General features: G+C 37.7%; 18 protein-coding genes. 10 read left to right on the forward strand and 8 right to left on the reverse strand.

The window, feature by feature from the left end; genetic code table 11:
- The first annotated feature begins 1 nt into the window (after position 1).
- Positions 2–1,084 (forward strand): amidohydrolase family protein, encoded by a 1,083-nt coding sequence (locus ACFQO1_RS08210; protein WP_380217512.1) that lies wholly within the window; start codon positions 2–4, stop codon positions 1,082–1,084.
- A gap of 75 nt (positions 1,085–1,159) precedes the next feature.
- The gene (locus ACFQO1_RS08215; protein ID WP_380217513.1) at positions 1,160–1,801 is read left to right on the forward strand and encodes an O-methyltransferase; all 642 of its coding nucleotides are present in this window, start codon (positions 1,160–1,162) and stop codon (positions 1,799–1,801) included.
- Between the two features lie 11 nt (positions 1,802–1,812).
- Here the strand turns inward: ACFQO1_RS08215 and ACFQO1_RS08220 are convergent, their stop codons facing one another.
- The 6 genes from ACFQO1_RS08220 to ACFQO1_RS08245 form a co-directional block, all read right to left on the reverse strand.
- Entirely contained in the window at positions 1,813–2,376 is a 564-nt protein-coding gene (locus ACFQO1_RS08220; RefSeq protein ID WP_380217514.1) for a phosphatase PAP2 family protein, read from the reverse strand.
- Positions 2,377–2,664: a Sec-independent protein translocase subunit TatA/TatB gene (locus tag ACFQO1_RS08225; RefSeq protein ID WP_380217515.1), complete on the reverse strand. Its 288-nt coding sequence runs from the start codon at positions 2,662–2,664 to the stop codon at positions 2,377–2,379.
- 113 nt (positions 2,665–2,777) lie between these two features.
- Complete coding sequence (locus tag ACFQO1_RS08230; protein WP_380217516.1) at positions 2,778–5,084, reverse strand: M1 family metallopeptidase; 2,307 nt, start codon at positions 5,082–5,084, stop codon at positions 2,778–2,780.
- Between the two features lie 68 nt (positions 5,085–5,152).
- A complete protein-coding gene (locus tag ACFQO1_RS08235; RefSeq protein WP_380217517.1) occupies positions 5,153–5,662 on the reverse strand; it encodes a DUF6702 family protein in 510 nt (169 codons plus the stop codon).
- Between the two features lie 50 nt (positions 5,663–5,712).
- Positions 5,713–6,483 carry a carboxypeptidase-like regulatory domain-containing protein gene (locus tag ACFQO1_RS08240; protein WP_380217518.1) on the reverse strand — a complete coding sequence of 257 codons (771 nt, stop codon included), beginning with the start codon at positions 6,481–6,483 and terminating at the stop codon, positions 5,713–5,715.
- 1 nt (position 6,484) lies between these two features.
- Positions 6,485–7,300 (reverse strand): carboxypeptidase-like regulatory domain-containing protein, encoded by an 816-nt coding sequence (locus tag ACFQO1_RS08245; RefSeq protein WP_380217519.1) that lies wholly within the window; start codon positions 7,298–7,300, stop codon positions 6,485–6,487.
- A 77-nt stretch (positions 7,301–7,377) separates the two neighbouring features.
- Between ACFQO1_RS08245 and pepE the strand changes: the two genes are divergently transcribed.
- Positions 7,378–8,085 (forward strand): dipeptidase PepE, encoded by a 708-nt coding sequence (gene pepE, locus ACFQO1_RS08250; RefSeq protein ID WP_380217520.1) that lies wholly within the window; start codon positions 7,378–7,380, stop codon positions 8,083–8,085.
- Here pepE and ACFQO1_RS08255 read toward each other — a convergent pair.
- Positions 8,075–8,509, reverse strand: a complete 435-nt coding sequence (locus tag ACFQO1_RS08255; protein WP_380217521.1) for a GNAT family N-acetyltransferase — start codon at positions 8,507–8,509, stop codon at positions 8,075–8,077. The two genes, pepE and ACFQO1_RS08255, sit on opposite strands and share 11 nt — an antisense overlap.
- Before the next feature lie 44 nt (positions 8,510–8,553).
- Between ACFQO1_RS08255 and ACFQO1_RS08260 the strand changes: the two genes are divergently transcribed.
- The 7 genes from ACFQO1_RS08260 (at position 8,554) to ACFQO1_RS08290 (ending at position 14,385) form a co-directional block, all read left to right on the forward strand.
- Positions 8,554–9,297 carry a M15 family metallopeptidase gene (locus ACFQO1_RS08260; RefSeq protein ID WP_380217522.1) on the forward strand — a complete coding sequence of 248 codons (744 nt, stop codon included), beginning with the start codon at positions 8,554–8,556 and terminating at the stop codon, positions 9,295–9,297.
- Between the two features lie 65 nt (positions 9,298–9,362).
- Positions 9,363–10,124: a M48 family metalloprotease gene (locus ACFQO1_RS08265; protein WP_380217523.1), complete on the forward strand. Its 762-nt coding sequence runs from the start codon at positions 9,363–9,365 to the stop codon at positions 10,122–10,124.
- A 60-nt stretch (positions 10,125–10,184) separates the two neighbouring features.
- Complete coding sequence (gene gpmI, locus ACFQO1_RS08270) at positions 10,185–11,699, forward strand: 2,3-bisphosphoglycerate-independent phosphoglycerate mutase (RefSeq protein WP_380217524.1); 1,515 nt, start codon at positions 10,185–10,187, stop codon at positions 11,697–11,699.
- Positions 11,700–11,707: 8 nt separating this feature from the next.
- Entirely contained in the window at positions 11,708–12,349 is a 642-nt protein-coding gene (locus ACFQO1_RS08275) for a thioredoxin family protein (protein ID WP_380217525.1), read from the forward strand.
- A 41-nt stretch (positions 12,350–12,390) separates the two neighbouring features.
- Positions 12,391–12,795, forward strand: coding sequence for a BT0820 family HAD-type phosphatase (locus tag ACFQO1_RS08280; protein ID WP_380217526.1), 405 nt, complete (start codon positions 12,391–12,393; stop codon positions 12,793–12,795).
- Between the two features lie 9 nt (positions 12,796–12,804).
- Positions 12,805–13,617: a type I methionyl aminopeptidase gene (gene map / locus ACFQO1_RS08285; protein ID WP_380217527.1), complete on the forward strand. Its 813-nt coding sequence runs from the start codon at positions 12,805–12,807 to the stop codon at positions 13,615–13,617.
- Complete coding sequence (locus ACFQO1_RS08290; RefSeq protein WP_380217528.1) at positions 13,618–14,385, forward strand: class I SAM-dependent methyltransferase; 768 nt, start codon at positions 13,618–13,620, stop codon at positions 14,383–14,385. It begins immediately after the preceding gene.
- Here ACFQO1_RS08290 and ACFQO1_RS08295 read toward each other — a convergent pair.
- The gene (locus ACFQO1_RS08295) at positions 14,382–15,392 is read right to left on the reverse strand and encodes an FAD:protein FMN transferase (protein WP_380217529.1); all 1,011 of its coding nucleotides are present in this window, start codon (positions 15,390–15,392) and stop codon (positions 14,382–14,384) included. The two genes, ACFQO1_RS08290 and ACFQO1_RS08295, sit on opposite strands and share 4 nt — an antisense overlap.

Here is a 15,392-nt window from a genome sequence, read left to right on the forward strand (position 1 = left end):
TATGAAACGAAAACTTCGCATTAACGGTCATTCACACCTTCTTCCCTATCCGGAGGAAATCCCTCAATTTATGAAGGACAAAGGAATATTCTGGGTAGATAAAGACAGAAAATTTATGCTTCAAAAAGACTGGAGCCGTCCTGTGACAGACTCTAGCTTTTTCTTAGATGAAAAACTTGCATGGATGGAACGTTTTAAGATTGATCATGCAGTGGTACTTAATCTTTCTCAACTCTATGGAAACGGCTTGCGTGTAGAAGAAATGAAACAAGCGCTTCGTTTTCAAAATGATTTTAATGCGAAAGTACAACATGAAAACCCGTCTAAATTTACTTGCGGATTTGTCGTTCACCCCGGTTTTGTAAGAGGAGCTTTATGGGAAATGGAACGTTGTGTAGAAGAACTAGGGTTGCAATTACTATGCTTGCCTACACATTATATGGATACTATTGGAACTTGGCGATGTATTTTTGACGAAGAAAATGAACCTATTTTCGAGCTGGCAAGTAAATATAATCTGGCTGTAGAAATTCATCCGTATGATGGCGAAAAGTTTATCAAATTAGAAAATACATCCTGGCGTTTTCATCTCATCTGGATGTTAGCACAGTGCGCAGATGCCTACCACTTTTTGACGTTAAATGGCTACGCAGATAAATACCCAAATATGCGTACTTGTTTTGCCCATGGTGGACAATTAGCACAGATCAATTTGGGTAGACGTATTCAAGGCTTTGATGGAAGACCAGATTTGTTTGAAGGAAAAACACACCCTAGAAAAGCAGTGGGACACAAGAATATCTTTTTTGATACACTGGTGCATGATACGGGCGGACTGGAATTATTAGTAAAAAATCAAGGAGTAAAACAAGTGTTAATGGGCCTCGATGACCCATATCCTTTAGGAGAAATGGAAAGCGCTGTACAATCTTCGTATCCAGGAAAAATTTTGGATCTGGCAAAAGAGAGAAAAATTCTTTCTGAAACCGATTGCGATGCTATCTGGGAAGATAATGTGATACGTTGGCTTTGTGGCGATGATGAAGCTGCCAAGAAAAAACTTGTTGAGAGAATTACTTCATAGTAACAATCGTAAATTTCATATCAAAAACATTCCTAAAGCGCCCTCAAAGAGACCCTTATAACGTGTAATCAACTTATGAATTTTCTTCCTGAAAAAATAGACGAGTATGTTCAAGACCACTCACAGCCGGAGCCTGAATTACTTCAAAAATTAAGCAGAGAAACGTGGCAAAAAGTATTGGCTCCACGGATGTTAAGCGGTCACTTGCAGGGTCGGGTGCTGAGTATGCTTTCAAAACTTATTAATCCGAAATATATTCTCGAAATAGGTACATATACAGGGTATTCTGCATTGTGCCTGGCCGAAGGGATGCATGACAACGGAATAATTCATACCATAGATCATAACGAGGAGTTACACGATTTTCAGCGCAAGTATTTTGATGCTTCAGGGCTTGGGAAACAAATCATCCAACATACTGGAGAAGCTTCAGAAATTATCCCAACCCTTTCTGAAACTTTTGATCTAGTGTTTATAGATGCCGATAAACAGAACTATCCGTTATATTTAGATCTTATCCTTCCGAAGTTAAAAAAAGGAAGCGTCTTACTAAGTGACAATGTATTGTGGAGTGGAAAAGTGGTGGAAAAAGTGACACAGGATGATGCCGACACCAAGGCATTACTACTCTACAATAAGCTTCTTAATGAACATCCTGCATTAGAAACCGTAATACTTCCCATACGTGATGGTTTGACGATTTCCAGGGTACGATAAATTTTCAGAAATTAAATGGTATTGTATTTTTCTAAAATCTTTCGGCAAATAAACCAAAAAAGAAACGCAAATAAGGTACCTACAAGCGCTCCAACAAAAAGATCACTGGGATAGTGAACACCTACATATATTCTACTTAACACAAAAATTAGGGGCCAGATATACACCAACCAGATCCATTTTGTAAAATCCTTCAAAGCCAAGACTATAAAAGTGGTGATTGCAAAACTAGTCGCTGCGTGGCCTGAGAAAAAACTATAATTTGTAGGCTTTTGTAGAATCCTGATCAATTCTCCTAAAGCTTCAACATTATTGGGTCGTAACCGTGCGATAAATTCTTTTGTTAAGTCTGTGGCAAGTAATGTAGTAGCAAAACAAGCCAATAGAAATCCTAATACTACAACTCCTTTTTTTAGTTTATAGCAATAAAAAATAAGAAAGAAAAACAATAGAAATAAGGGAATCCAACTTTCGATTTGGGTCACAAAAATCCAGAATCCGTCAAACCGTTCAATACCTAAGCTATTTAGGTATATAAAGAGTTCTCTATCCCACTCTTTTAACGTCTGTAGCACTTAAAATTTTCTTTTTATGGGACCTGTAATTTCACCGACATCTTCTTTTACTTTATCGATCTGTTCTCTAACATCTTTAGTGATGTCAATATCGACACCATGCTTTTCGGCACTTTTAGTAATTTCAGACTTGATATCGTTGGTAGCATCTTTGATTTGTCGCATTCCCTTGCCTAATCCGCGCGCGATTTCAGGTACTTTATCTGCACCAAAAACCAATAAGATGACGAATAGGATAAATCCGATTTCGGCTCCGCTGATAAAAAGAAAATGTAATGAAGAAATCATAGTGCAAATATAGTAATTATGAAATGAGAACGATTTAATCTATTTAAATATCCTTAAATAAAAAAGCCCTGCTTTGACAAGCAGGACTTTAATTTTATACTTTCAGCAATTCTTTATTGCTTATTTCCTTCTTTAAAAGTATCAAACTCCCCTTGTTGCAATGTTGGTGGCCAGGTATTATTTGACGTATCAATGTCTGCGGTTTCCTCGTCTGGATCCACAACAATCATTGTGATTTCTTTATCTGTTGCAATTACTTTCCCTACTGACTTATCATTTAATCTCCAGATTTGAGCTGGATACTTGATACGCTCTTTAGAACCATCACTGTAGCTAATTTCAGCGATGATAGGCATTGGAATACCTCCTGGTTTGTTGTAAGTAATCTCGTACAAATATTTAGGCTTTTTAAGCTTTGCTCGCTCTTCTGCCGAAAAGTTGTCCATGAGATACTGATTTAACGTAGTGATGTCTTCAATCGTTGCATTTTTCATGGACTCCTCAAAATCATCTGCACCTTCCTCTACAAGATATACCAATGGTGGTAAGTCACTTTCACTTAACCCACGAGCTACCATCATTTCTTTTACTTCTTTACTCATTTTTGAAGTAACATAAAATTTCTTAACACTCTCCACTCCAATATCGGTGTAGTCTGTAGTATAAAACCAAGCTCTCCAAAACCAGTCCAGATCAACAGCAGAGGCATCCTCCATAGTGCGGAAGAAATCTTCAGGCGTTGGATGCTTAAACATCCATCTTTTTGAGTAGGTACTAAAAGCATAGTCAAACAGTTCGCGACCCATAATGGTTTCACGTAAAATGTTTAATCCTGTTGCTGGCTTTCCGTAGGCATTGTTACCAAACTGGTAAGTGTTAAGACCTTTGGTCATAATAGGAGCAATATAATCCTGATTTCCTCCCATATAGTTTACAATATTCTTTGCTGGACCGCGTCGTGAAGGATACGATTTATTAGGAGCGATGGCATCTGGATACCACTCACCAAAATCTTGTTCGGCTACATATTGTACAAAGGTATTAAGCCCTTCATCCATCCAAGTCCACTGGCGCTCGTCACTATTTACAATCATAGGATAGTAATTATGTCCTACTTCGTGAATAATCACACTAATCATTCCGTATTTTGTTCTTTCACTGTAGTTGCCATCTTTGTCTGGACGCCCATAATTCCAGCAGATCATAGGATATTCCATCCCTTGATTTTTCGCATGTACTGAAATTGCTTTGTGGTATGGGTAGTCAAAAGCCATTCTAGAATACGTCTTTAACGTACTAGCTACTGCCATGGTAGAATAATCTTCCCATAATGGATTTCCTTCTGGCGGATACATAGAAACTGCCATCACATCTTTATTTCCGATTTTAACGGCCATCATATCCCAAATAAATCTTCTTGAAGTGGCAAAACCGAAGTCACGCACCATATCTGCTTTTAATTTCCATGTTTTTTTCTGAGTAGAGAATCCTTTGGATGCAGCTTCAGCTTCCGCTTGAGAAACTATAATTACTGGCTTATCGTATGACTTTTTAGCCTGCTCATAACGATTCATCATCTCTTTTGTAAATACTTCCTTTCTATTGGTAAGTACTCCTGTAGCATCCAAAATGTGGTCTGCAGGAACAGTAATATTTACTTCAAAATTTCCGAAGGGCAATGCAAATTCATCACGGCCCCAAAACTGACTATTTTGCCATCCCTCAACGTCGTTATAAACGGCCATACGTGGGTAGAATTGAGCAATCACATACCCTTTATTTCCATCTTCAAAAACCTCATACCCACTACGAGCTCTATCAATGGTATGATCTGGAATTAAATAATTCCACTTTATTGAAAATTCAAATTTTTCACCTGGCTCTAAATTTTTAGGCATTTCAACACGCATCATTGTCTGATTGATCGTGTAAGGAAGATTACCTCCTTTTGTATCTTTTACTGCTTCAATCTTAAATCCACCATCAAACGGAGCTCCCATGTATTGACTTACAAAAGTACTCGCCTGATCTGCTGGAGCTGCTCCGCCCGACTCAATAAGAGGAGAAGGAGAATCTGCTGCACGAACATTTTGGTCCAGTTGAACCCATAGATATTCAAGTTCGTCTGGTGAATTATTGGTATATGTAATTGTTTCAAAACCAGAAATTCTTGATGTTTTATCATCAAGCTCGATATTCATCTTATAATCTGCTTGCTGCTGATAGTAATTTGGTCCCGGAGCACCACTTGCCGAACGATATACGTTAGGAGTCGAAAACTCTTCGTACAGTTGTTTGAATCGGTTTTCATTTTTGTGACCAGGCTTCCGTTCTTCTTTTGTAGTCCCAGCATCCTGAGCATACATAGTTCCTGCTGCTAGAAATAATGCAACAAAAGATAAATACTTGAATAATTTCATGTGATTTTGTTATTTATAGATAATTTTTGAAGCCCCTAAAATAGGCTTTATTGGTAGATTTGAACGAATTATCGATTAAAGTTTAACAATCCTTTAGGATTATCCCGTTTCAGGATGATACTTCGTCTTTCTGAAGGTGTTTTAATATGAAGAATATTTTGTTGATCATCGAATAAATCCATGAGTATTGTGTTTTCAATCTCCAAAGATTTTAAGTCCTTCACACCCGTAATTTCAATATAGGCTTTAACAACGTCCGTTTCATATTCCTGACCCAAATAAGTGAGTTTTGCTGGTTTGCCATTGACAAAAACAGTTAATTTTTGAAGAATATACTTTCGCAGGTACGAACGGTCAATTTCAGCTTCTTTCTTTTCGGCTAAATGAATGTCAATCCCATACCGCTCTTCAAGAACATCTTCAATATCATCGATAAAAATCTTTGAAATAATCTGTATGGATGCTTTTTCTGGAACGTATTCTACATTTGTGGTACTTACATAAAACTTATGAGCAGATGTAGAAGCCATTAAAACTGGAAAAATTGCCAGCAGCACTAGATATTTAAAATTTTTCATAGTGGTAAAAATACGAAGGTTTGTAACATTTTAAATAGCTATACCAAATATTATTCCTTTTCTTCGGAAAACTCCAATCTGGATCTATATTCTTTGCTTTTATCATCAAACACTGAAAGTACTCCCGCAAAGTTTTCATTTTTAAAATTCTTCTGAAGCTCTGTAGTTTCAATACAATAGATCATAAAATCGTATGTTCTATTTTCAGGAATTTGATAGGCTTCTGTAAAAAAAGCAGCAGTATAAAAATTAATGATCCTTATAGCATCTGTGTGCTGTCCCTCCCACTTTCGTTGTATTCGTAACTTTTTATAATATCCACTTATGTGTTTATAAAGTGCTTCAATATCTACGGCTGTAACTAAGCCTATAGTTGGAACCACCGGCACTATCTTTTCTTCAGGTTTTCCTTTAAATCCTGGAATGCCTACATCATCAAAATTAAAAGCTTTTTCAGTTTTAATGTTTTTCAGGTCTTGTTCGATATTGCCTGTTAGATTTGGTCCTAGAAAAACTTCATCAAGTTCATTTACAATTTCCTCCAACTGGATTTCCAGTGATGTCGAATTGTAAATTTCAGCAGTAATGGCAACTTTTTGAGGAATGTATTTAACCGAAGAAACAAAAAGTGTGTCCCCGAGCTTCACTTGAATTGAAAAAATACCCTCGGTATTGGTAACTGTATTGATTCGAGACGTAGTGTTTAAAATATGAATCCCTTCAACTTCAAATTCATTGGTAATTTTTCCTTCGAGTTGCTTGTGTTGCGCACCTACAGAAAGAGATAAAAAAAATAACAACAAAAATAAACCTTGCTTCATTTTAATCCATTTGCTTTTTAAAAGCATCTGCTCTGGCAAACATAAAATCAAGCAACTCTAATTCATTTTCAGACTTTAGAAGACTGGTTTCGATTCCTTTATCTTCCAGAAAATTAATGAAATCTGCTGCCTTACTCTGGGGTATTCCAAAAAAACTTTCAATGTATCTCGGACTAAACCGTTGTGTTAAATTGGTTGCTAAAGCCAGCTTTTCTTCTTCTGTTTTAGGAGTTTTTCTTTTGTCGGGTTTTCCAAAAATAAGGCGTGCCAATAATCCAACGCCACCAATAATATTAGCCCCATTTTGTTTTTGTCCATTGTAATAAGCTTCTTCAGCTTTATTCCCTCGAATAGCTGTTTGACCGTCATCTACAAAGCCATATTCAAATTCCCAAGCCTTATAATCCAATGCCCATTCAGTATCTAAATCTACTGTTTTAATTTTACCAACATCTACTTTTATATTTCCTGTGAGGTCGTAGGGACGCACAATAACTTCGGCTAACTGATTCACTGCTGGATTTAAATACACTTTCATGCTTTTTGAAGAAATAATTCCCTCGTCAACGATGATTGTAAATGACTGATATTGAATACTAGTTACCTGTACCCGATCATTCTTGGCGACTTCTATAGTAAACAGTCCTTCTTCATCGGTTACAGTTCCTTTTTGTGAAGATGTATTATAAATATTGATACCGTCAACACTCTCCCCTTCTGGAGCTGTGATTTTACCATTTACGAGAGTTCTTTCAATTTGCTGAGCTCCAACAAAAAAGGGTATCGCACACAGGAGTATAAGTAATAGTTGTTTCATAGTATTCGAAAATTACGCTTTAAAGACGAACCAAATCGTTGGTTGTTTGTTAAATTTACGATTATTTCAAAAAAGCTATGAAAAATCTACTCATTGCCAGTACTTCTACCTTGTATGGCGGTTCCTATTTAGACTATTTAAAAGATGCTCTTTCAGTACTATTTTCTGAAACAGATAGAATCATTTTTATACCTTTTGCAAGACCTGGTGGCATTTCGCACGACGAATACACCTTAAAAGCTTCCGAAGTCTTTAAAAAAATTAATAAAAAATTGATAGGCATTCACGAGTTTGAAAACCCGTTGGAAGCCCTTCAGCAGGCAAAAGGCATTTTTACGGGTGGCGGCAACACTTTTGTACTTGTTAATGAGTTATACAAACACAGTTTAATGCAACCCCTTAGAGAAGCGATTTTTAACGGACTTCCGTATTTAGGGACTAGTGCTGGAAGCAATATTTGTGGTGTAAGCATGCAAACAACCAACGATATGCCAATCGTATATCCACCTTCATTCAAAACGTTAGGTGTAATTCCGTTTAATATCAATCCGCATTATTTGGATCCAATTTCTGGCACCAAACATATGGGGGAAACACGTGAAACGAGAATTAAAGAATTTCATACCCAGCATACTGTCCCGGTGGTTGGACTTCGCGAAGGAAGTTGGTTTCGGGTTCAAGGCGATTCCATAATCTTACATGGAAACGTAACTGCCCGTGTTTTTGAGCAGGAAAAAGATGCGTATGAGATAAATCCAGGGACTAATTTGCAGACTATTTTTTAGAAATATCTTTTACAAAATGGTAGCCTTTAGCTGCAAATCCGTGATTGTAATAGAACTTGTGTGAAGGAAAATTATGCACATAGGTATTTAACTCAACCCATGCTCCTCCTCGTTTTTCTGCATATTCATATACATATTCCATTAGTCTTTTTCCAATGCCTTTGTTGCGGTGACTTTCCAGTACGATGACGTGGTCCATTTCTACACTTCTCCCAGCATAGTGGCGGGTTTGATACCAAAGTCCGCAGCACCCTATTAACATATCCTCGTCATAGATCCCAACACATTCATAATTTTGCTGTGCCATTTCTTGAACTCGTTCTTTTAGCAGCTCTTCGGAAACTTTTTCCTCACCAAGAATACGAAGTAAGGGAATAATGCAATCGATTTCTGAAGCCGGAATAATACGAAACAGTTCACTCATATTTTTCAAAATAATGGTACTTTTATTGCAGACGAAGATACTACATGGACAGAAATAAATTTATAAAAATTAGCAGTCTCGCGACGATCGGGGCACTTATGCTTCCAAAAGTAATGGTTGCAGCAACATTTCAGCAATTTACCCGTGATCAACTCATAGGTAAAGGCAATCCAGATATCGTTGGAGAAAGTTATACGTCAAAAATGCACAAAGACACCAAAGTTGCTCTTGACAAAATGAAGATAGCTGCAGAAAAAGACGGTATTTATATTGAAGTGGTTTCTGCCTACCGAAGCTTTCAACGACAAAAAGAAATCTTTGAAGGAAAATACAGTCGGTTTACGAGCCAAGGATTGTCTCCTGAAGATGCCATTTCTAAAATTATCGAGTATTCTACCATTCCTGGAACTTCGAGACACCATTGGGGAACCGATATTGACATTATACAAGCAAAAGTTCCAAGACCCGAAAGTGTGTTACAACCTCAACATTTTCATGGTAATGGACCCTTTTGCAAATTAAAGGAATGGCTAAACGAGCATGCACATAGTTTCGGTTTTTATGAAGCCTACACCAATAATGCACAAAGAAAAGGGTTTAAATATGAGCCTTGGCATTTTAGTTATGCACCCGTTTCTAAACCGATGCTTCAGGAGTATAAAAAAATAGATATCAAACAGGTACTAACTGAAGAGAACATAAATGGAAGTGATTTTTTTTCCGAAGCATTTATAGAAACCTACCGCCGGGAGAATATTTTGGATATTAATCCCAAACTACTTTCGTAACTTAGTTGAATAGAAGTCAATAATTAGCATTCCCGATTTCTCGGGTAGGCAAAAAAGATTTTAAGATGAGAGGAAATTGGAAAGTTAGAATATTTATTGGTCTGGCCATCGTAGCTTTTGGACTTTTTAAATATTGTAGTCGTATGGAAGAAAATCCGTACACAGGAAATACGCAAGCGATTGCCTTGGATACCGAGGAGGAAATTGCTATTGGACTTGCCAATGCGCCTAAAATGATCGAAGAATATGGTGGTTTGTATCAAGATCAGCAACTACAAAGTTATATTGACATGGTGGGAAAGCGACTGGTAGACAATACAGTAGCTCGCAACTCTGAATATCAATACGACTTTCATTTATTGGCAGAACCAGAAACCGTTAATGCGTTTGCTCTGCCTGGTGGACAAATTTTTATCACCTATGCACTATACTCAAAACTGGAGAATGAAGATCAGTTGGCCGGTGTGCTAGGGCACGAGATTGGTCATGTATTGGGTAGACACAGTAGTGAGCGAATTGCAGGCAGCGATGTATGGCAAACTGTTGCCCAGGGTGCCGAAGTTGCTGTAGGTGCTGGTGGAGCTTTGCAACAGTTAGGCATGAACACCTTATTAGGGAACGGTCGTGAGGACGAATTGGAAAGTGACGATCTGGGCGTTCGGTTTATGATCAAAGCAGGTTATGAGCCTAGAGAAATGATTAAGGTAATGGAGATTCTAAAAGCAGCAGCAGGTCCTAATCGATTGCCAGAATTTAAAAGTTCACATCCAGATCCTGAAAATCGAATTCAAAAAATTGAAGAGTCCATTGTAAAATATGGAGGGTAGTTTATCCTTGAAACAAGATTGTGTATCCATAAGCTTAAGACTAATTCTTACCTTTGCTACATGAACAAAAAAGTAGTACTCCTTATTCTTGATGGCTGGGGAGTGACCCAAAATAATGAAGTTTCAGCGGTGGCACAGGCCAATACTCCGTTTATTGATTCATTATATTCGAAATATCCACATGCAGAAATACTAACGCATGGCATGCACGTGGGCCTTCCGGAGGGACAAATGGGCAATAGTGAAGTAGGCCATATGAATTTAGGAGCCGGACGAATCGTCTATCAGGATCTGGCAAAAGTTAATCTTGCAATCGAAAACAATACGCTTAAAGATGAGCAGGTTTTAAAAGATGCTTTTAGCTATGCAAAACAACATAATAAGAACATTCACTTTTTAGGCTTAGTATCAAATGGGGGTGTCCACTCGCATATTGACCATATTAAAGGGTTGCTTACAGCAGCTCATGCTCAAGACCTGCAACATGTTTATGTACATGCATTTACAGACGGCCGTGATGTAGATCCTAAGTCTGGTGCTGGTTTTATAGAAGAACTCGAACAACATATGCAACAAACAACTGGCACAATTGCTTCAGTAATTGGGAGATATTATGCAATGGATCGTGATAAGCGCTGGGAACGTGTAAAAAGAGTGTTTGATCTACTTCGCTTCGGAAAAGGGACTCCTTCAGAAAATGCTTCAGAAAGTATTAGACAAAGTTATAGTGAAGGGATTACAGACGAATTTATAGCGCCTATTTCTATTCAGAAAAACGGAAACCCAATCACAACCATTGAAGCAGATGATGTGGTCATTTTCTTTAATTTTCGAACAGACCGAGGCAGACAACTTACCGATGTATTGACACAAAATGAGTATCCCGGATTTGAAATGAACACACTTCCACTCTATTTTGTGACCATGACCAATTATGATGATTCCTTCGGAAACATTCACGTGATTTATGATAAAGAAAACTTAACCGAAACTCTTGGCGAAGTTTTGGAAAAATTTAATAAAACCCAGATTCGTATTGCTGAAACTGAAAAATACCCACACGTCACCTTTTTCTTTAATGGCGGAAGAGAAGAACCGTTTGTAGGTGAAAAGCGAATTTTATGTCCGTCGCCAAAAGTAGCCACCTATGATCTACAACCAGAAATGAGTGCCTATGAAATTCGAGATAAAATCATTCCGGAAATACGAGAAAAATCGGCTGATTTTATTTGTCTCAACTTCGCAAATCCAGATATGGTAGGCCATACAGGAGTATTTAAAGCAGCTATAAAAGCTTGCGAGACTGTAGATAGTTGCACAAAAAGCATTGTGGAAGTTGCACTCGAAAATGAATATACGACTCTCATAATAGCAGATCATGGTAATAGCGAAACGATGCGAAATCCCGATGGCTCTCCAAATACAGCTCACACTACAAATCCAGTTCCAATTATTTTAGTCGATAAAGAACTCAAAACAATAAATAATGGTATTTTAGGCGACATAGCACCAACGGTATTAAAATTGATGGGATTACCACAACCCAAAACAATGACACAACAATCACTAATATAACTGAAACTATGAAAAAACTATTTATTCTATCGGTTGCAACTTTATTAGTTGCCTGTAATGGTACTAAAACTACTTCCGAAACAACCTCGGAAACTACAACGACTTCAGAAACTACGACTGAAACAAACACTACTAATGATACGTCAATTCCATCAACTGGCGGTGGCATTTATGAACCTTTAAATCAGACTGTACCTGATGATGAAGATACTGTAATTTTACAAGGAAAAGTCAATCGAGAAGGCTTTCAAATGGAACCGTTTAATAGCTGGTTTACTGAAAATTTTAAAGATTACGTTGTTGATGAAACAACTTTAGAAATGCTAAAACCTTTACTAGATGACATTAAAATAAAGGCTTTTATGGGAACCTGGTGTGAAGACAGCCAACGAGAAGTCCCTGCATTTTATAAAATTTTAGATGCTGCTAATTATGACTATGATAGCATGGACATTATTGCAATGTCTCGTCAAAAAGACACTCCTGCTCAATATGAAAAAGGCTACAATATTATGCACGTTCCTACTTTTATATTCTATCGAGACGGCAAAGAAATTGGTCGTTTTGTAGAATATGCCAGAGAGACTTTGGAAAAAGATATGTATGCGATTTTGAGTGGTGCAGAGTATAAACATTCTTACGAAGACTAATACTTTCCTATCGTACGAATTCTTTGTAATTTTGGCGTTCTATGAAGAACGAAACCTATACTATAGCGGTAGATTTTGATGGCACCATTGTCGAGGACGAATATCCTGGAATAGGGAAACCTATAATTTTTGCATTTGATACGTTAAAAAAACTCCAAGAAGAAGGACATCGACTCATTTTATGGACCTATCGAAATGGCAAAGCCTTAGACGAAGCGATTGCCTTTTGTAAAGAAAATGGAATTACATTCTACACGGTAAACAAAAGTTTCCCCGAAGAAGAATTTGATCCAAAATATAGCCGAAAGATTAATGCTGATTACTTTATAGACGATCGTAATATTGGCGGATTAAAAGGTTGGGGGGAGGTTTACCAATTACTAATTGGTGAAAAAACTCCGAATCTTACCCCCAAACCCAAAAAGAAAAGCTGGTTTTCCCTCTAAGTAAGCACTATGATTATACCTAAGACACGCGAAGAAATTGAGTTAATGCGCGAAGCGGCTCTCGTAGTATCCAAAACTCTTGGGATGCTTGCCAAAGAAGTAAAACCTGGAGTTACTACAAATCAGCTAAATGACATGGCCGAAGAATACATACGAGCGCAAGATGCTATTCCTGGGTTTTTGGGTTTGTACGACTGCCCTTCTACCTTATTAACTAGTGTGAATGAAGCAGTTGTTCATGGATTGCCTACAAATATTCCACTAAAGGAGGGAGATATTGTTGCAATCGATTGTGGCGCCATTAAGCACGGATTTTACGGTGATCATGCTTACACATTTGAAATTGGAGAAGTTAACGCTGAAACCAAGAAATTACTTCAGGTGACTAAAGAATCGCTATATGTGGGGATTCGCGAGTTTAAAGCTGGAAATCGTGTAGGCGACGTAGGCTTTGCTATTCAGAATTATTGTGAGAACCATGGCTACGGTGTGGTACGAGAGTTGGTGGGTCACGGGTTAGGACGCAAGATGCACGAAGATCCTGAAATGCCAAATTATGGACGCAGAGGTCGTGGTAAAAAATTTGTTGAGGGAATGACCGTGGCGATCGAACCCATGATAAATTTAGGAACTCGTAGGATCAGTCAGTTGGCAGATGGATGGACCATTGTGACTCAGGATAAAAAACCCAGCGCACATTTTGAACATGATGTAGCCTTGATTGATGGCAAACCACACTTACTTTCTACTTTTGATTATATCTATGAAGCTTTAGGGATTGAAAGTAATGAAGAGGATGAGTTTCGCAGAAAGAAATCTTAGATGCAAAAACTATTTAAATTTTTTCTGAATTTAATCCCACGACCCGTCCTTATCAGGTTGAGTTATGTAATTCGTCCATTTGTAGCATTTTTTTTACGTGGAAACAAATACACAGATCCTATCGACGGAAGGTCTTTCAGAAAATTTTTACCCTACGGTTACGAGAATGTTAGGGAGAATGTCTTATCACCAAGTACGCTTTCTTTAGAACGCCATAGATTATTCTGGCTGTATCTTACTAATGAAACCGACTTCTTTTCAGCATCTAAAAAACTACTCCATTTTGCACCCGAACAAGCTTTCTTAAAACGCTTCAGAAAACTGCAACATGTTGACTACACAACAACCGATCTCAACTCGCCTATCGCCGATGTGAAAGCAGATATTTGTAAGCTTCCTTTTAAAGACAATAGCTTTGACATTATTTTTTGCAATCATGTCTTAGAGCACATTCCAGATGATACCAAAGCGATGCAAGAATTATATCGGGTATTAGCGCCTGGCGGAATGGCCATTCTTCAAGTGCCGTTAGAGAATGATAGAGCGAAAACGTTTGAAGATGACACCATCACAGATCCTAAAGAACGTGCTGCAATTTTTGGTCAGTACGATCATGTACGTATCTACGGAATGGATTATTTTGATAAACTTAGAAGTGTTGGTTTTACAGTAGAAGCAGTTGATTATACCGCTACGCTTTCCGAAGAGAAAATAAACGAATATCGTCTCGCAAAAGGTGAGTTATTACCTGTTTGTAGAAAAAATTAATCCAACAAAAATTCCTTCATACCCTCAGTGCTATAGACCTGCGGAATATTCCCCGAATCATTATAAGTAAGATAGGCTTCAACTCCGTCCAATTTTTCTAGTAATGCCTTGGATTTTTCAAATCCCATAGCCATAAAGGTCGTAGCATAGGCATCGGCTTCTATACACGTTTTAGCAATCACAGTCGCACTCGTCACATCGCTTTGTTCGGCTTTTCCCGTCAACGGATTTATGGTATGTACATATTTCTTTCCTGAAAGTGTATCCATTCGAAACTTTCGATAGTTCCCAGAAGAGGCCATCGCGCTATTTTGAAGGCTAATTCTTGCGGTGTACTTTCGGTTTTCCAAATCAGATTCGGGACTTTCAATTCCAGCAATCCAAAAAGCATCTTTGTCTAGATTTTTTCCCTTAGCCAGTAGCTCACCGCCTAGCTCTATCACATAATTTTCGATATTATTTTTGTCGAGTAGTTCACCTATCAAGTCTATTCCGTAGCCCTTTGCAATCGCATTAAAGTCAAAATAGATATTAGTATTTTCCTTAGTGATTGTTCCATCGCTATTGAGTTTAACTTTACTGAAACCTACTATTTGTCGCAGCGAATCTAAAGTGGTTGAATCAATCTCTTTAATTGGCTTTGTATCTCCAAATCCGTACGCATTACGTAATACCCCGATGGTTGGGTCAAAATACCCTTCAGATGTTTGATATACAATTTCTGAAACCCGATACACTTCCTTAAAGATGTTATCGACTTGAATGGTTGAATCGCCTGCGTTAATTTTTGAAATATCACTTTGTGGCATATACGTACTTACCGATTTATTGACCTTGTAAAAAACTGAGTCCAAAGCTTGTTCTAACTCGATAGTTTCCGAAGCATAATACTGAATGGTATAAGTCGTTCCAAACGCATCCCCTTGAAGTACGTTCAATGAAGTAGCTTCTTCTTTGCAAGATGCCAAGCTTACAAAGACCATTAGAAAAAAGATTTTCTTTAGCAT

The organism is Jejudonia soesokkakensis (genome assembly GCF_042664795.1).
Lineage (GTDB): Bacteria > Bacteroidota > Bacteroidia > Flavobacteriales > Flavobacteriaceae > Jejudonia > Jejudonia soesokkakensis.